Origin of the sequence: Actinomadura luteofluorescens (assembly GCF_013409365.1) — a bacterium.
Lineage (GTDB): Bacteria > Actinomycetota > Actinomycetes > Streptosporangiales > Streptosporangiaceae > Spirillospora > Spirillospora luteofluorescens.
The window spans coordinates 5956578-5973769 of sequence record NZ_JACCBA010000001.1 but is presented as its reverse complement, the minus strand read 5'-3'; the positions used below and the strand labels follow the sequence as shown (position 1 = coordinate 5973769).

At 73.7% G+C, this 17192-nt stretch carries 16 protein-coding genes and 1 pseudogene; 15 read left to right on the top strand and 2 right to left on the bottom strand.

Features of this window, described 5'->3' with window-relative positions:
• From BJY14_RS27770 to BJY14_RS27750, 6 genes and pseudogenes are all read left to right on the top strand, one after another.
• On the top strand, positions 1–1149 hold the full coding sequence (locus tag BJY14_RS27770) for a DegT/DnrJ/EryC1/StrS family aminotransferase (RefSeq protein ID WP_179846290.1): 1149 nt from the start codon (positions 1–3) through the stop codon (positions 1147–1149).
• Positions 1146–2366 carry a glycosyltransferase gene (locus BJY14_RS47395; RefSeq protein ID WP_179846289.1) on the top strand — a complete coding sequence of 407 codons (1221 nt, stop codon included), beginning with the start codon at positions 1146–1148 and terminating at the stop codon, positions 2364–2366. The genes BJY14_RS27770 and BJY14_RS47395 overlap by 4 nt, the downstream gene beginning before the upstream one ends.
• Entirely contained in the window at positions 2363–5068 is a 2706-nt protein-coding gene (locus BJY14_RS27760) for a lipopolysaccharide biosynthesis protein (RefSeq protein ID WP_179846288.1), read from the top strand. The genes BJY14_RS47395 and BJY14_RS27760 overlap by 4 nt, the downstream gene beginning before the upstream one ends.
• 2 nt (positions 5069–5070) lie before the next feature.
• A pseudogene (locus tag BJY14_RS47390) lies at positions 5071–5466 on the top strand (sugar transferase); the annotation flags it as partial.
• A 61-nt stretch (positions 5467–5527) separates the two neighbouring features.
• Positions 5528–5821 carry a hypothetical protein gene (locus tag BJY14_RS47385; RefSeq protein ID WP_312879824.1) on the top strand — a complete coding sequence of 98 codons (294 nt, stop codon included), beginning with the start codon at positions 5528–5530 and terminating at the stop codon, positions 5819–5821.
• 26 nt (positions 5822–5847) lie between these two features.
• On the top strand, positions 5848–6768 hold the full coding sequence (locus BJY14_RS27750; RefSeq protein WP_179846286.1) for a hypothetical protein: 921 nt from the start codon (positions 5848–5850) through the stop codon (positions 6766–6768).
• 22 nt (positions 6769–6790) lie between these two features.
• Here the strand turns inward: BJY14_RS27750 and BJY14_RS27745 are convergent, their stop codons facing one another.
• Both BJY14_RS27745 and BJY14_RS27740 read right to left on the bottom strand, forming a co-directional pair.
• Positions 6791–6943, bottom strand: coding sequence for a hypothetical protein (locus BJY14_RS27745; protein WP_179278664.1), 153 nt, complete (start codon positions 6941–6943; stop codon positions 6791–6793).
• Positions 6944–7120: 177 nt separating this feature from the next.
• A complete protein-coding gene (locus BJY14_RS27740; protein ID WP_218905605.1) occupies positions 7121–8683 on the bottom strand; it encodes a Rieske 2Fe-2S domain-containing protein in 1563 nt (520 codons plus the stop codon).
• Between the two features lie 339 nt (positions 8684–9022).
• Here BJY14_RS27740 and BJY14_RS47380 point away from each other — a divergent pair, with 339 nt between their 5' ends.
• From BJY14_RS47380 to BJY14_RS27695, 9 genes are all read left to right on the top strand, one after another.
• On the top strand, positions 9023–9754 hold the full coding sequence (locus BJY14_RS47380; RefSeq protein WP_179846285.1) for a sensor histidine kinase: 732 nt from the start codon (positions 9023–9025) through the stop codon (positions 9752–9754).
• Positions 9751–10398: a response regulator transcription factor gene (locus BJY14_RS27730; RefSeq protein WP_179846284.1), complete on the top strand. Its 648-nt coding sequence runs from the start codon at positions 9751–9753 to the stop codon at positions 10396–10398. The genes BJY14_RS47380 and BJY14_RS27730 overlap by 4 nt, the downstream gene beginning before the upstream one ends.
• Positions 10399–10499: 101 nt before the next feature.
• The gene (locus BJY14_RS27725; protein WP_179846283.1) at positions 10500–11372 is read left to right on the top strand and encodes a cytochrome P450; all 873 of its coding nucleotides are present in this window, start codon (positions 10500–10502) and stop codon (positions 11370–11372) included.
• Between the two features lie 31 nt (positions 11373–11403).
• Positions 11404–12537 carry an alpha/beta hydrolase gene (locus tag BJY14_RS27720; RefSeq protein WP_179846282.1) on the top strand — a complete coding sequence of 378 codons (1134 nt, stop codon included), beginning with the start codon at positions 11404–11406 and terminating at the stop codon, positions 12535–12537.
• Between the two features lie 39 nt (positions 12538–12576).
• Positions 12577–13638, top strand: a complete 1062-nt coding sequence (locus BJY14_RS27715) for an alpha/beta hydrolase (RefSeq protein WP_179846281.1) — start codon at positions 12577–12579, stop codon at positions 13636–13638.
• Between the two features lie 58 nt (positions 13639–13696).
• Positions 13697–14968, top strand: a complete 1272-nt coding sequence (locus BJY14_RS27710) for a sensor histidine kinase (protein WP_179846280.1) — start codon at positions 13697–13699, stop codon at positions 14966–14968.
• Complete coding sequence (locus BJY14_RS27705) at positions 14965–15630, top strand: response regulator (RefSeq protein ID WP_179846279.1); 666 nt, start codon at positions 14965–14967, stop codon at positions 15628–15630. Before BJY14_RS27710 ends, BJY14_RS27705 begins: the two co-directional genes overlap by 4 nt.
• Before the next feature lie 89 nt (positions 15631–15719).
• Positions 15720–16331, top strand: coding sequence for a response regulator (locus BJY14_RS27700; protein WP_179846278.1), 612 nt, complete (start codon positions 15720–15722; stop codon positions 16329–16331).
• 265 nt (positions 16332–16596) lie between these two features.
• Entirely contained in the window at positions 16597–17190 is a 594-nt protein-coding gene (locus BJY14_RS27695; RefSeq protein WP_179846277.1) for a DUF6230 family protein, read from the top strand.
• Positions 17191–17192 lie beyond the last annotated feature (2 nt).

Sequence of the window (17192 nt, the reverse complement as noted above, 5' to 3'; positions counted from 1 at the left end):
ATGAGTACGTCCGTTCCGTTCACGGTTCCGTCGGTGTCCGGTGAGGTGGCCGACGCCGTCGTCAAGGTGCTCGACTCGGGTTGGATCACGACGGGGCCGCAGACGGCCGCGTTCGAGCAGGAGTTCGCCGATCATCTGGGCGCCGCGCACGTCGTCGCGGTGTCCTCGTGCACGGCCGCGCTGGAGCTGTGCCTGCGGGCGCTGGACCTCCCCCCGGGTTCGGCGGTGCTGACGCCGAGCCTGACGTTCTGCGGCGCGATCAACGCGATCCTGCACGCGGGGCACCGGCCCGTGCTGGTCGACATCGACGAGGACACGCTCGTCCCGAGCCCCGCGACGGTCGCGGCGGCGGCCCGCCGCGCCGTTCCCGCGGCGATGGTCGTCCAGAACCAGGGCGGCTACCCGGTGGACGTCGCGGCGCTCGCCGCGGCGGCGGGCCTCGACCGGACGAAGGTCGTCGAGGACGCGGCGCACGGGCCCGGCGCCGGACGCGGTGGCAGGCCGGTCGGGTCGGAGTCGTTCGCGGCGTGCTTCTCCTTCTACGCCACCAAGAACATGCCCATCGGCGAGGGCGGCGCGGTGGCGTCGAGCGACGGGGAGTTCGCCGACCGGGTCCGCGCGATGCGGATGCACGGGATGAGCAAGGACTCGTGGAAGCGGTACCTGCCCGGCGGCAGCTGGCGTTACGACGTGAAGACGGTCGGGCTGAAGGCCAACATGACCGACGTCCAGGCGGCGATCGGGCGGGCGCAGCTCGCGGCGCTGCCGGGCTGGCAGCGGGACCGCGCCGAGATCACGGCCCGCTACGACGCGGAGCTCGCGGGCCTGCCCGGTCTCGTCCTGCCGCAGCGCGACCTGGACGGCGTGCAGCACGCCTGGCACCTCTACCAGGTCCGGGTGCCGGACCGGGACGCGGTCAGCGCCGAGCTGGAGGCGGCGGGCGTCGCGACGTCCGTGCACTTCATCCCGGCGAACCAGATGACGGCGTACCAGCGGATCCTGGGCGATGAAGAGTGCGCTCAGGTGCCGGTGACCGACCGGGTCGGTGAGGAGTTGCTGTCGCTTCCGCTGTACCCGGGGCTGACGGCCGACGGCGTCGAACGCGTCGTCGCCGCGCTCTCCACGGCGCTGCGGAGCCGGAGCGCGTGAGCACCACGAGGAAGCTCCGAGTCGCGACGGTGATCACCCGGTTCAACGGGGGCGCCGGCCAGGTCGCGCTGAACGGCGCGCTGGCTCTGCCGGACGGCGGCTACCAGCGCACGATCGTCACCGGCGGCGTCGGCATGGACAGCACGGCCTCCTCCACCGGCGACGGCGTCCTCTACGGGGAGGAGGCCGTCGCGAACGCCGCCGCCGGCGACCTCACCGGGCGGGCGCACGCGGCCGGGATGGAGATCGTCCAGGTGGGGCCGCTGGTGCCGCAGGTGTCGCCGCGCGACGACCTCGCCGCGCTGAGGACGCTGACCGGCGTCCTGGCGGAGGGGCGGTACGACGTCGTCCACACCCACAGCGCGAAGGGCGGCGTGCTCGGACGGATCGCGGCGGCCCGCGCGGGCGTCCCCCGCATCGTCCACACGTGGCACGGGTTCCCGTTCAACGAGTTCCAGTCGCGGGCGCGGCGGCACCTCTACATCCGCCTCGAACGGATCGCGGCGAAGCGCACCGACGCGTTCCTCGCGATCGGGTCGGAGACGGTGACGACGGCGTTGCGGCTCGGGCTGGCCACGCCGGAGCGGGTCCGGCTGTCATGGCCGGCCGTGGACGTGGACGCCTACGCGTCCGCGCCCGGCTCCCGCGCCCAGGCCCGCCGCCGCCTCGGCCTGCCGCTCGGCGTGAAGGTCGTCGGGTCGGTCGGGCGGCTGACGTTCCAGAAGGGACCGGAGATCTTCGCCAGGGCGATCGCCCGGCTCCCGGACGACGTGTTCGGCCTGTGGGTCGGCGGCGGCCCGATGGCGGGCGAGATGGAGAGGCTCACCGCCGGGCTCGGCATCGGCGAGCGGATGCGCTGGCTCGGGCACCGCGGCGACGTCGCCGACGTGCTGCCCGCCTTCGACGTGATGGCGATGGCGAGCCGCTGGGAGGGCCTCCCGTGCGTGCTGGTCGAGGCGATCGGGGCGGGGATCCCGCTGGTAGCGACGGCCGTCCCGTCCAACCAGGACCTCGTGCTCGCCGGGGAGACCGGCGTGCTCGTCCCGCCCGGGGAGCCCGCCGGGCTCGCCGCCGGGGTGTCGGCGCTGCTGAACGACCCGGCCGCCGCCGCGCGGATGGCGGAGCGGGCCCGGGCCAGGGTCGGCGAATGGTTCTCGCCCGGATACCTCGGGACCGTCCTGGACGAGACCTACCGAGGCGACTCCCGCCGGCCATGACCACGGTGATCGAGGCCCCGCCCGCGCCGCCGCCGCTGAAGCGCGGCCCGCGGCCGGTGGCCGCCGTGCTGGTCGCGGGCATCGCCTCGCTGCCGATGCTGATGCCGGCCGGGCTCCCGCCGGGCCCCGGCAACACCGGGCTGCCCGACCTGGCGCTGGTCGGTCTCATCGCGACGACGCTGGTGTGGGCGGGCACCCGCGGGCTCCCGGTGCGGTGGCCGTTCCTCGTCCCGACCCTGCTGACGATCATCGCGGGCGGGATCGCCGCCATCGTCAACGAGGCGGGCGCGCTCACCCTGCTCAAGGACATGTTCGTGCTGCTGTGGGCGGTGAGCGTCGCCAACCTCGGCCGCGACCCGGCGCTGCTGAGGGTGGCGCTCCGCGCGTTCGTGTGGATCGGGACGAGCTACGCCGCCGTCATGATCGTCGGTTTCGTGCTGGGCATCGAGGCGCTGTCCGGCAAGCAGGTCGACGGCGAGCGCGCGATGTTCACGTTCGGCGACGCGAACTACGCCTCCAACTGGTTCATCTGCGTCTTCTTCATCGCCCGAGCGACCGGGTATCCGCGGGCCAGGGGGAAGAGGTGGGCGGTCTGCGGGATCCTGCTCGCCGCCGAGATCCTCACCGGCTCGAACGGCGGGCTGCTCGCGCTCTGCGTCGCGGTGCTGCTCGGCCACCTGTTCCGGCTGTTCCGCGAAGGCAAAGCCCACCACGCGCTGGCCGTCGGGCTGTTCGCCGTGTTCGTCGGTGGGGCCGGCGTCGCGGTCGTCACCCAGGTCGACGTCCAGCCGTACCTGGACCAGGCCAGCCAGGCGTCCCCGATCCTGCGCGACTCCATCGGGCGGACGACCGGGGAGAGCACGAACTCGCGCGGCACGGTTCTCAGCACCACCCTCCAGATGATCGACGACCAGACGCACCCGTGGGGCATCGGCCCCGGCCAGACCGAGCGGCAGATGCTGGTGCGGCAGGAGACCTACGTCCGGGAGGCGCACAACGACTACGTCGCCGCCGTCCTGGAGCGCGGCTTCCTCGGGGGCGTCGCGCTGGTCGCGCTGGTCTTCGTCCTGCTGCTGAAGTGCGTGCGGATCGCCCGCCGGAACGCCCTGACCGGCGAGTACGCGCGGCTCGTCCCGCGTCCCGAGCTGTTCGGCGCGCTCGTCGCCGTCTTCCTCGTCTCCGGCCTGTTCTACGAGACGCTCCACTACCGCCACGGCTGGGCGATCTTCGGGCTGATCGCCGCGCTCGACCTCTTCGGGCGCCGCGGCGACGCACCCGCCCGCCGGCGCCCCCGGCCGCGGGCGAGCACGCCCGCCGTCTCATCGGCCATGCCCGGCCCCCCGGCGAACCGGAACGGTGCGGCGGTCGCCGTACCGCCGCCCCGGGCGCCCGAGCCCGAGGGCGGCGGGGGCGGCGGGGGAAACGCGCGGCGCAGGTTGCTGGCGCTGGTCGCGGGGAACGTGGCGGGACGGGTCGGCGCGCTCGCCTCGCTCGGCGTGGCGACGATCCTGGTGGCGCGGATCGGCGGGCCCGAGCTCGTCGGCGCGTTCACGCTCGTCCGGATCCTGCCGGGACTGCTGTGCCAGCTGTCCAGCGCCGGGCTGCCGGGCGCGGCGCCGTACTTCCTCGCCCGGAGCGACTACGACCAGAGCCGGGTGCGGCCCACGCTGGCGTGGCTGACCGTGATCGGCGCGACGATCTCCGGTGCGGGCTGGCTGGCGCTCAGCCCGCTGGTCTACCTGGTGTTCTTCAAGTCGTTCGGGCCGTGGGTCGCGGTCGCCGCCGCCGCGCCGTCCTTCACGCAGGGCTTCGTCTCGGTCGGCAAGGGCCTGCTCCAGGGGACCGGCGACCAGCCGGGCGCGAGCCTCGCCATCGCCGTCGAGGAGTTCGTGTTCCTGCCGATCTACCTCGTGCTCCTCACCGGCTGGTACGGGCCCGGCGCGCTGATCAGCGGTCTGGTGCTCGCCGACGTCGCCGCCGCCGCGTGGATCGCCCGGCGGCTCGCGCGGCGCGGGTTCTTCGCCGGGTGGGGGCGCCCCGACCGGCGGCTCGGCGGCTCCATCGCCGGGTACGGGCTCCGCGGCTACCTCGGCCAGCTCATCGACCTGCTGCAACTGCGGTTCGACATGGCGCTGCTCGGCGCGCTCGCCGGGCCGAAGGTCCTAGGCGTGTACACGGTCGCGAGCAAGTTCGCCGAGCTCGTGCAGCTTCCCGGGCTCGCCGTCAACTACATCCTGTATCCGGACTTCGCCAAGGACGACCGGGACACCGCGGTGCGACGGACGGCCCGCCTGATCCTGCCCGCGCTCGCCGTGTCGGCCCTGACCGCGCTGCCGCTCGCCCTCATCGCCGGGACCGCGCTGCCGTGGATCTTCGGTGACGTGTTCGACGACGCGGTCGTGCCCACCTACATCCGGCTCGCGGGCGTCGTGACGTTCGGGGTCACCGGGCTCGTCATGGCCTGCCTGTACGGGGTCGGGCGGCCGGGCGCCGCGTCCGCCGGGCAGGGCATCGGGCTCGCGGTCGTCGTCGCCCTCGGCGCGGTCCTGATCCCCGCGCACGGCGCGGTCGGCGCCGCGGTCGCCACGTCCGTCTCCTTCGTCGCCACGACGGCGGCGCTGCTCGTCCTGTTCCGGCGCGTCGGGAAGTCCGCGCCCGCGTCCCCCGCACCCGCGTCCCCCGCACCCGAAGACAAGGGGTGATCATGTCCGAGTTCGCGAGCCGTCCCGTCGACACGTCCGACGGCGTCCCTCCGTCCACGGCGCGCCGCGTGCTGGACGTCGCCGGAGCGGCCGCCGGGCTGCTGCTCCTCAGCGTCCCGCTGCTGGTCGTCTACCTGCTGGTGCGGCTGTCCAGCCCGGGGCCGGGCGTGTTCCGGCAGACGCGGGTCGGGCAGGGCGGGAGGCCCTTCACCATGTACAAGTTCCGGACGATGCGGCAGGGCGTCGGCGGCCTCGCCGTCACCGCCAACTGCGACCCGCGCCTGACGCGGACCGGGAAGATCCTGCGCCGGTGGTCGCTGGACGAGCTGCCGCAGCTGGTGAACGTCCTGCGCGGCCAGATGACGCTCGTCGGGCCGCGCCCGGAGACCTACGACCTCGCCGTCCACTACGACGGGCGGCACCGCTGGATCTTCGACCACCGGCCCGGCCCTGACGGGCGTGTCGGAGGTCCGGTTCCGCGACTTCGACGTGCTCGGCCCGGGCGAGGAGGTCGACCTCGCCGGCTACATCGAGCGGATCGTCCCGGCGCGGGTCGCGGTCGACGCCGTCTACCTGCGGGACCCGTCGATGCGGGCCACCTTCGGCGCGCTCTGGGACACCGTCCGGCACCTTCTCGGCTTCACGGTCCCGCCCCTGCGGGTGGACGCCGCCGGGGCCGTGCACGGGACCGCCGCCGAGGAGGCGCGGGACACGCCGGCGCTCGCCGCCGAGGAGCCCGGCTCCGCCGCCTGACCATCGCCTCCGGGGAGTGACGCGGGATGGACGTCCAGGACGCCCGATTCAAGATCGCGGCCGTCGCCACGGCGGTCGTGCTGGCGGCCGGATTCCTCTTCCACCTGCACCGGCGGGCGCCGGACCAGCGGCCGTACCGGGGGCCGTCCGCCACGCCGGGGACGCCCGCGACCGGGCCCGGGCAGACCCGCCGGATCGCGCTGAACACCCGGCCGTCGGACTATCCGCGGCTCCGGGAGCTCGGCTATGACCTGGTGGACGTCGAGGCGGACCCGTCGCTCGTCGCCGGGGTCCCCGCCGGGATGCGGGCGCTGCTGTGGGTCGGAAACTTCACCTGCGGCGACTTCCAGCTCGGCTGGGACGAGTTCCAGCGCGCCGTCCGGCGGTTCGGGCACGACCCGAAGGTGTACGGGTGGTACCTGTCGGACGAGCCGAACACCGGCGACTGCCCGGAGGTCGCCGGCGAGATCCGCCGCCGCGCCCGCTACATCGAGCGGAACGCGCCCGGGCAGGTCTCGTTCATCTCGCTGACCGACTGGCCGATGGGACCGCTCACGCCGCGGCGCGTCGGCGTCGACCTCGTCGGCCTGGACCCCTACCCCTGCAAGGGCTCCCCGAAGGCCCGCGAGCACTGCGACATCGGGGCGATCGACCGGATGGTCCGGATGGCGGACGCCGCCGGCATCCCGCGTGCCAAGGTCGCGCCCGTGCTGCAGACGTTCGGGCAGGGCTGCACCGAGGGCGACAAGCAGTACTGGCTGCCGACGCGGGCCCAGTTCCGCGCGATCCTCGCGCGCTGGGACCGGCTCGCGCCGCGGCCGCCGCTGGAGATCTCCTACTCCTGGGGACACCAGGAGAAGTGGGCCTGCCCCACCCTCACGGACGCCTCCGGCGGCGCCCATCCCGACCTGCAGAGCCTCATGCGGGCGCGCAACACGGCGCGCTGAGAGACCGGGACGGGCGCGGAGGTCAGTTCCCGCCGGGCTGGTCGGCGACGGCCGGATGCCGCGACTTCGACGGAACCTGGAACTCCAGCGATCCGAGCCTCAGGGCCAGGACCTCCATCACACCGACGGCCAGAATCAACGCGACGGCCACCAGGCCGAGCTTCCTGCGGTTCAACCGCGCACCCCTTTGAAACCCCCGAACGAGCAGGTCAAGAACTTAACATGCAGTGATCTTTCCTCTGTTCCGGAACTGCCCGTTTCTAACCCTTTGTAACGCCTTTGTGATCCTGTGCAGCCCCACCCCGTCCCCCGCCCCGTCCCCCGCGCCCCCGGGGCGCCCCCCGCGGCGCGGTCAGAGGGCTCGGCTGGTGAGGTTGGCGGCGCGGGCGTTGAGGCACTCGCCGGTGGCGAGGTCGAAGGCGAAGTTGTGGGCCAGGCAGTGGATCTGCCCGTCCCGGACGACCGCCCCGACCGACAGGTCCTCACCGGCGTGCGGGCAGTAGCGCGGGATGTCGTAGCGGGCGCCGGCGTCGGCGACGACGATGCGCTCGCTCTCGTCCCGTCCGGTCTCGTACGCCTCGACGGCGTTCAGCGCCGGCGCGTTCGCGTGCTTGAGCAGCCCGACCAGGTGGTCGTTGTAGACGTCGGGGTCGCGGTAGAGGCTGAGCCGGAACGAGATGAGCAGGTCCTCCCACGCCATCCGGCCCGTCAGCACGCCGTCCAGCCAGCGGGCCGCGGTGGTGATCCGGTAGTGCGGGCGGACGTCCGGGGAGGCCTGCGCCACGGTGAGGCCGCCGGGCGAGAAGTCGACGTCCCAGCAGCCGCCGTTCGGACCGGTGACGTCGAACCGGACGATCATCGAGATCCGCCGGAGGAAGTAGTCGCTGAGCCCGCCGAGGCGCGCGAAGTGGGCGGTGAACCGGTCGAACAGGTCCGGGCCCGGCTCGGGGTGCTCCGCCAGCACGCCGGCGATGGCGCCGGCCCGGTCGGCGGCGTACCGCCTGAGGTAGCCGGCCCGGGCGTCGTCGGCGAAGGAGAACTCCGCCGAGACCGGGTCACGGGTGATCTCCCCGGTGTCCAGGTCGACGGCGTCGCCCGGCTTGAAGCACTCCCAGCGCTGCCCCGGCAGATGCTCGCGCAGCCAGCCGGTGGCGACCTCCGGGTCGCAGAACGCACCGTCCGCCTGGTCGAGCACCCTGTTGAGGTGCTCGACCTCGGCGTCCAGGAAGCACGGCGGCCCGGCGAACGGGGCCGCCAGCACGGGCTCGGTCTGCCGGACGAGCCGCTGCGCCGCGCGCAGCTTGGAGACGCGCTTGGCCGCCGAGACCTCGGCCATCTCGGCGGCGGAGTACTCGTAGCAGATCGGGTGCCAGGACGCCCCGGACGTCTGGAGCGCCATCAGGTCGAGCCGGCCTCCCGCCATGTGCTTGGCCCGGCGGGCCTGCGCGGCGGTGAGCCTGGCGTCGTTGCAGTGCAGGATCGCGCGGCCGTCGGCCACGATCAGAAAGGCGGCGTCATGGCACATGGGCGACAGTTCCGGAATGACGGTGATCCAGGAGCCGCGATTGTCGAGCGTGAATTTCTCCCACGGCCGTATTTCGATTACCTGACGCCCGCCCGCGGCGGCCGTGATGCGTTCCCGGAAGGCGGGTCCGGGATAACACGGAATGAGGATCCGGGTCCGCACGGGAAGGCGCTCGATGACCCACGGGTCGAAATGGTCGAGATGCTCGTGCGAGACCGCCACCCAGTCCGCGTCGAGCAACGGAGCGAGATCCAGATGATCGTTTCTCGGGTACTGGTGCCAGGCGCCGAGAAAGGCCCCGGTTGGAGCGAGCCACGGGTCCGCGAGCAGATGGAACGCGGCCGCGTCCACCGACACCCCCGCATGTCCGATAAATGTGACAGTCGGCATGTCCAGACTGTCGCTCTCCGGCCCCGCCGGCGCACCCGCCGGAGTGCGTAAAGCGGCTACGCCGTCAGCATGAAAGCGATATGTGCATGGTCTTGATAGGCCGGTGGAGACGCCCGGAAACAGATCGAGTTTACGCTCTGCCGGGCAATGACCGCTTCTGGACAAAAGGTACATATCGCGGACGCTCCACTGGACATCCGCCGGGCCGCCGGGCGATCGTCGGCTGGGGTGCTGGAATAGCGGGCGGTGGTCGTCATGAACAACGGGCGGGCTCGATCTTCCCGAGCGGACACTGCCGCGGGCGCGCGGGCGCTCGCGGGCACGGGCGTCCGGGAGGGCGTGCGTCACGAACACCGCGACCGGACGGGGGCGTCCGACCGCGGCGGGCGGCAGCTGTGGCGCAGGCGGCTGCGGCACGACATCCGCCACGAACTCGGCACGATCATCATGCTGGCCTCGGCCGTCGCCGTCGCGGACGACGTCGGCGAGACCAGCCGGGCCCGCATCGACCAGCTGCTCGGCGAGACGCGGTGGCTCGACCACCTGCTGCGCCGGCTCGACGAGGACGACGACCGCCCGGCGCCCGCCCCCGAGCGGATCCGGGTGGACGACCTCACCGCCGAGGTCGTCACCGGGATGCGGCTCGTCACCCCGCACGAGATACGCCTCACCGCCGAAGAGGCGTGGGCGCACATGGACCCGGTGTCGTTATGGCGCGCGGTACGGAACGTCCTGGAGAACGCGTGCCGCGTCGCGGAGGGACGCGTGGACGTGCAGGTCGAGGCCGCGCAGGGCCGGCTCGTCATCCAGGTCGACGACGACGGCCCGGGGTTCGGCGCGGGCCTGGGGGCACCGGCGGGGCGAGGACCGGCCCGGCCCGGCCTGGCGTCCTTGGGGCTCGGCATCGTGCACGACCTCATCTCCGGGTACGGCGGCAGCCTGGAGATCCGCACCAGCGCGATGGGCGGCGCGCGCGTCCGCATGCTGCTGCCCGCGGCGCCGCCCCCGGAGGACCGCGCGGCCGACGCCCTCGCCGACGCCTGCTCGGACGACTGGCGGCCCTACCCATGAGGATGGTGATCTGCGACGACCACGCGGTCTTCGCCGAGTCGCTGTCCCTGGTGCTGGCGAACGCCGGGCACAGCGTCGTGGACGTGACCTACTCCCCCGCCGAGGCGCTGCCCGTGCTCCGGGCCGGGCAGCCCGACCTGTGCCTCATCGACCTGCACTTCCCGTCCGGCACCGCGCTCGAATGGATGCCGCGGCTGCGCGGCTCGTCCCCGCGGACGAGGTTCGTGGTGCTGACCGGATTCCTGGAGCGGCCCGTGCTGGAGGCGGGCCTCGCGGCCGGCGTCCGCGGGTTCGCGCACAAGGGGCAGCAGGCCGGCGACATCCTCGCCGTGCTGCGCCGCGTCGCGGACGACGAGATCGTCGTCGACCAGGAGATCCGCCGCGGTGACGCCCGGGGACGCGACCAGGCGCGCAGATTCGCCCGGTTCCTCACGCCCCGGGAACGCGAGGTGCTGACCCGGCTGGCGCGCGGCGAGTCCACGCAGACGCTCGCCCGGGCGATGGGCGTGACGCGCAGCACGGCGCGCAGCCACGTCCAGAGCGTGCTCAGCAAGCTGGGGGTGCACTCGCAGCGCGAGGCGGTGATCGAGGCCGCCCGGCACGGTCTGGTCAGCGTGGAGACCGGAGAGTGGCTCGCGGGATAGCCGCCGCGCGTTTCGGCGGGATTCTCGGCGGGGACGGCCGAACCTGGCCCTTCAACGGGCGACCGTAACGCGTTAGCGTCTGCCTGGTAGAGGAGGTTCCCATGCCTCAACGGCGAGGCACGCCGCCCATCTCCGACACGGGGGTTCTCGACTGCCCGGACGCCTACGCGCGCGGGGTCCCCCACGACAGGCTCGAACGGCTCCGGACGCGGACGCCGGTGGTGTGGCTGGACGGGCGCACGGCGGGACGGCCGGGCGCCTGGGCCGTGCTGCGCCACCACGACGTCCGGTACGCGCTCGCGCATCCCGAGCTGTTCTCCCCGCAGGTGGACGGCGTCGTGCACGGGCCGCTGAGCGCGGACGAGCCGCCGGGCGAGGCCGCGCTGATCGACATGGACCCCCCGGTGGAGGCGATGCTCGCGCGGATCCCGCCGCGGGAGAAGGTCGACTTCGTCCGCGACGTCGCCCGCGACCTCCCCGAGACGCTGCGCAACACCCTCGCCGGCGGCCTGCACGCGCTGCTGCGCCACCCCGCCGAATACGCCCGGCTCCGCGAGGGGCGGTGGGACGAGCGGCTCCTCGACAGCGCGGTCGAGGAGATGCTGCGCTGGTGGACGCCGGTCCTGAACGTCCGGCGCACGGTGCAGCGCGACACGGTCGTGGCCGACGTGCCGCTGCTCGCGGGCGAGGAGGTCATGCTGTGGCTGGTCTCCGCGAACCACGATGACGGGGTGTTCACCGAGCCGGGGCGCTTCGTCCCCGACCGGTTCCTGGGGGACGCCCCGCCCCATCTGTGCTTCGGGTTCGGCCACCGCGCCTGCCTGGGCGCGCGGCTCGCGCGGGTGCACCTGCGCGCGCTGCTCGCCGCGCTGCTCCAGCGGCCCGGCCTGCCGCGTCCGGCGGGCGAGCCGGTGATGCTGCGGTCGAGCGCCCGGCACGGGTTCGCGCACCTTCCCGTCCGCTGGACGCGCTGAACTTTTTCCGCCCCTCGGTCGTAGTAGATGCGTGGGACTCACGAGCGCGGGGACGCTGAGCCTGCTCTTCCTGCTGGCCTTCGGCTGCATGGCCGCGACCGTGCGCGCCTGGCCGCGTGCCGCGGCGCCCGGACCGCGCGCCGTGGGAGCCCGCGCGCTGATGCTGCTGGGCTGCCAGTTATCCGTCCTGCTCGCGCTGGTCACGGCCCTGAACGCGCACTACCTGTTCTACGGGTCGTGGACGGACCTGCTGAGCGCCGCCGGCGGAGGCGCCCAGGCGCACCGGCCGGCCGGAGGGAACGCGGCCGCCGCGACGAGGGTCGTGCGGACGGTGCAGGCGGGCCTGGACCCCGGACCGCGCGCCGAGCACGTCCCGGCGAAGGACGGCCAGGTCGAGCGCCTCGACATCCGCGGCGTCCGGACGGGCCTGTCGTCGCAGGCGTACGTGTACCTGCCGCCGCAGTACTTCCAGCGCGCCCACGCCGCCCGCCGCTTCCCGGTGGTGATCCTGCTGGCCGGGTACCCGGCGGCCGACCGGCTCGTGTGGATCCACCAGGGGCACGTCCCCGAGGACGCGGCGCGGGCGCAGGCGCGGGGGCGGATCCAGCCGATGATCTACGTGATGATGCGGCCGACCGTGGTGCGGGGCTGGGACACCGAGTGCGCCGACGTGCCCGGCGGGCCCCAGGTCGAGACGTTCTTCGCCCAGGACGTCCCCGAGGCGGTCGCCGAGACCTACCGGGTGCCGCGTGGCCGGGACGGATGGGCGCTCGCCGGGTACTCCACCGGCGGGTTCTGCGCCGCGAAGCTGGCGATGCTCCACTCCGACCGGTTCTCCGCCGCCGTCAGCATGGCCGGGCACTTCGACGCGCTGATGGATCCGACGACCCGCGACCTGTACGGCGGGAGCCGGGCCGTGCGGATGGGCGACGACCTGGTCTGGCGGCTGCGGCACCTTCCCGCGCCGCCGGTGTCGATCCTGGTGGCGTCGGCGGACACGGGCGAGAAGACGTTCCCGTCGGCGCAGCGGTTCATGAGAGCGGCGCGCCCTCCGCTGGTCGTGGACAAGGTGCTGCTGCGCAGCGGCGGCCACAACTTCAAGACGTTCCGCAAGTACATCCCGCCGTCCATCCGGTGGCTGAGCGCGCGGCTGCGGGGCGAGTGACATGGAACCAGTGAGCTGACATGGAACCGGTGAGCTGACATGGAACCAGTGAGCGCCGCCCTCATCGGCCCGGTGTGCCTGCTGGCGCTGGGCTTCGCGGTCGCGACCGTCGTCCTGTGGCGGCGGCTCGCGGTAACGGGCTTCCGGGCCGTGCTGGCGCGCTCCGGGCTCCTGGTGGCCGCGCAGGCCGCGCTCACCGCGTCGGTCGTGCTGCTGGCCAACCGGTACTTCGTGTTCTACGCGACGTGGAGCGACCTGCTCGGCAATGATCCCGCGCACCTCCAGGTCCAGCACGTCCAGCCGCAGCGCGCGGCGGGACGGCTCGTGGAGCGCACCGAGACCGGGCTCGTCCCTGGACGGGCGGGCCACAAGCCGGACCCCGCCAAGGACGGACGGGTCGACCGCCTGGCGATCCACGGCGCACGCAGCGGCATGGACGCCGAGGCGTACGTCTACCTCCCGCCGCGCTACTTCCAGCGGGCCGAGCGGCTGCCCGTGGTCGTCCTCATGGGCGACGGCGCTCCCACGGACTTGCTGCGGGACGCCGACCTGCCCAGAGCCGCCGGGAGAACGCAGCCGATGGTGTACGCGATGGTGCGGCTCCACGGCCCCGCCGACTGCATGGACGTTCCGGGACGGCACGCCACCCTCGGCGAGACCTACCTCACGCAGGACCTTCCGGAGGCCCTGGCCTCGCAGTACCGGGTGACGGAGGCCCGCGAGGGGTGGGCCGTGGCGGGGACGGGCGACGGCGGGTGGTGCGCGGCGCGGCTCGCGATGCTGCGCTCCGACCGGTTCGCCGCCGCCGCGAGCCTCGGCGGCGGGTTCGGTGCGCCGGACGGCGACCTCTACGGCGGCAGCGAACGCTACCGCCTCGGCAACGACCTGCTGTGGCGGCTCCAGAACGTCCCGCCGCCCCCGGTGGCGGTGCTGGTCGCGGCAGGGAAGGGCGACGAGCAGGCCCGGCGGTTCGCCGCGCTGGCGCGCCCGCCGATGCGCGTCGAGGCGTCCCTGGTGGACGGCTCCCCCGCGGCCGCATCAGAGATAACGCCCGCCCTGGCGTGGCTGGGGGCCCGGCTCCGGATACCTCCCGCGGAGTAGGCGCGGTGACTCCCCGGGGGCGACGTGGCGCCGCGGGCCCATGACTTAACGTGCAGGAATGAGCTCTTCGCCGCCGCGTTGGCCGCGGCCCGCCGCGTGGCCGGTGTGGATCGTCCCGCTGCTGGTCGCGGTCATCCAGGTGGGCGGCTCGCTGGGGGCGCAGAGCGACCGGTCGTCGGGAGGGCGGCCCGGAGGCCCGCCCTGGGAGCACGGGAGCGACTCGCTCGGGCACACGGACCTGGACGGGCTCGGCTTCGCGCTGCTCCTCGCCGGGCCCGTCCTGCTTCTGTTCCGGCGCCGGTACCCGGTGTTCACGGTGTGCTCCACCGCGGCGGTGACCGCCCTGTACTTCCTGCGCGCCTACACCTACGGCCCGGCGCCGCTGGCGCTGGTCGTCGCGATGATGGCCGCCGTCTTCGCCGGGCACCGGCTGCTGGTCTGGGCGGGGACGGGCCTCGGCCTCGCCGCGTTCTTCGGGCTCACCGCGCTGATCGGCGTCCCGGCCGCCGAGCGCGGCCAGGGCGGCCCGTTCCCGGTGGAGGAGCCGACGCTCGGCGGGTCGGCCTTCGTGGTCGGCTGGGCGCTGGTGGTGCTGGTCACCGCGGAGCTGATCCGGATGCGCGCGCAGCGCGCCGCCGAGAGCGCCCGCACGCGCGCCGAGGAGGAGCGCCGCCAGGCCAGCGAGGAGCGGCTGCGGATGGCCCGCGAACTGCACGACGTCCTCGCGCACAACATCTCGATGATCAACGTGCAGGCGGGCGTGGCGCTGCACCTGCTGGACGAGAACCCCGAGCAGGCCAGGACGGCGCTCGCCGCCATCAAGGACGCCAGCAAGGAGGCGCTCACCGAGATGCGCGGGGTGATCGGCGCGCTGCGGGCGCAGGGCGAGACCGCGCCCCGCGCCCCGACCGCCGGGCTGGACGGGCTGGAGGACCTGCTCGCGCGGGCGCGGTCCGCGGGGCTGGAGGTCGAGACCGAGATCACCGGGGAGCGGCGGCCGCTGCCCGCCGGGGCCGACCTGGCCGCGTTCCGGATCGTGCAGGAGTCGCTGACCAACGTGACCCGCCATGCCGGGCCCGGCCCGGTGACGGCGCGGGTCCGCATCGCCTACGGTGAGCACGAGATCGTGGTGGAGGTCGAGGACGACGGCCGGGGCGCGTCCCCGCTGGACGACCGGCCGGGCGGCAGCGGTATCCGCGGCATGCGCGAGCGGGCCGCGGCGCTCGGCGGCGCGTTCGACGCCGGGCCCCGGCCGGGCGGCGGGTTCGCCGTGCGGGCGCGGCTGCCGCTGGACGCCGGGACGGCCGGGCCGCAGGAGGGTGCGCGATGATCAAGGTGGTGCTGGCCGACGACCAGGTGCTGGTGCGGGCCGGGTTCCGGGCGCTGCTGGACGCGCAGCCGGGCATCGAGGTCGCCGGGGAGGCGGGCGACGGCGAGGAGGCGGTGGCGCAGGCCCGCCGGCTGCGCCCCGACGTCATCCTGATGGACATCCGCATGCCCGGCCTGGACGGCCTGGAGGCGACCCGGCGGATCGCCTCCGACGAGCGGCTGGACGGCGTGCGCATCGTGATCCTCACCACGTTCGAGCTCGACGAGTACGTGTTCGAGGCGCTGCGCGGCGGGGCGAGCGGGTTCCTGGTCAAGGACACCGAGCCGGTGGAGCTGATCCACGCCGTCCGCGCCGTCGCGGACGGGGACGCGCTGCTCTCGCCCGGCGTCACCCGGCGGCTGATCGCCGAGTTCGCCGCGCGGGCGAAGGAGCCCGCGCCCTCGCCGCGGCTGAACGCGCTCACCGACCGGGAGCGGGAGGTCATGGCGCTGGTCGGCGAGGGACTGTCGAACGAGGAGATCGCGGCCCGGCTCGTGGTGAGCCCCGCCACGGCGAAAACGCACGTCAGCCGCACGATGGTGAAGCTCGGGGCGCGGGACCGGGCGCAGCTCGTGGTGTTCGCCTACGAGTCGGGGCTGGTCAAACCGGGCTGGCTGCCCTAGAAATTTTACTCTGCGGGGATTCACTGTTGTCGCCCGCAGGACCATGACAGGGTGGACGGCGCAGGCCGTCACCGACGTGAGGGAGTCCGGTGCCGCACGACGCGAGGATTCTGGCCGTCGACGACCGCGAGGAGAACCTCACCGCCCTCGCGGCCGTGCTCGACGCGCTGCCGGTCGAGGTCGTGCCGGTCACCTCCGGCCAGGCCGCCCTGAAGGAGCTGCTGAACGACGACTTCGCGCTGATCCTGCTCGATGTCGTGATGCCGGACATGGACGGGTTCGAGACGGCCGAGCACATCAAGGCCCGGCCGCGCACCCGGGACGTCCCGATCATCTTCCTCACCGCGGGCGGCAACACCGGCGAGCAGGCGTTCCGGGGCTACGCCGCGGGCGCGGTCGACTACCTCACCAAGCCGTTCGACCCGTGGCTGCTGCGCGCGAAGGTGTCGGTGTTCGTGGAGCTGCACCGGCGCAACCAGCAACTCCAGCAGCAGGCCCGGCTGCTGCGCCAGACGCGGGAGGAGGGCGAGGGCGGCGCCGCCCCGGCGGGATGCGACCGGCTGCTGGCGGCCCTCGACCAGCGGGTCGCGCGCATCGAGGCCGACGTCGCCCGGCTGCGGGCCGGTGAGCCCGCCGACGAGCTGGACGCCCATGTCGCCGATCTGAGGACGGCGCTCGACACCCTGGCCGCGGGCGGCTGAACCCCTCCGCATCCCCTGCGGGGGCGGGGTTCCCGCATCCATCAGTGACTACTTAATGTAGCCGTTCCGCGCTCCGCGGCCGCCCGGGCCGGACGGCACCGCGAGAACATGATCTTGCAGGTCAGCGAACCGGAATCTTTTACCTTTGAGGTCGTCTGTCCGGTTTGTCGCAAGTAAGTACTTGGGGGTAACTTGCACTCTGCGTCACACCAGTGACCAGCGTCACCGCGGTCCCCACCGGACCACGAACCCCCCGGAGGCCCCCATGTCCCCCTCGTCCGACGCCGCGCTCGGCCGCGTCCGCTGGAAGCGGTTCGCCGCGATCGCCGCCCCCGCCGCGATCGGCGCGGGCGCCCTGGTCTTCATGACCGCGCAGGGCGCGATCGCCTCCTCCTTCGCCGTCTCCGGCGGCAGCTTCAAGGTCAGCGCCGACTCGCTGAGCGGGCAGGGCTTCGTCCAGTACGGCGGGGTCGACGCGAGCAAGGACGGCGCCAAGCACCCCGTGCAGGTCTCCGCCATCAGGTCCGCGCAGATCCGCGACATGTGCCAGTCGGTGAAGGTCGGCCCCTTCACCCTGCGGCTCACCGCGGGCACCGGCGCCAAGCCCGTCGAGGCGAGCGACCTCGTCCTGGACGTGGAGCAGCTCAACGCCGACGCCACGTTCTCCAACATCGAGATCGGCCGGGACGCGAGCACGCTGGACAAGGGCCCCGGCGGCGCGCAGGGCCCGGCGGGCATGTTCGGGCAGCAGGCGTCCTCGATCGAGCTCCGCAACGTCAAGCAGGTCGCGTGGGCGACCACCGCCGGCACCTTCAAGCTGAACGACCTCAGCATGAAGCTCGGCGCCGAGTGCTTCTGAGG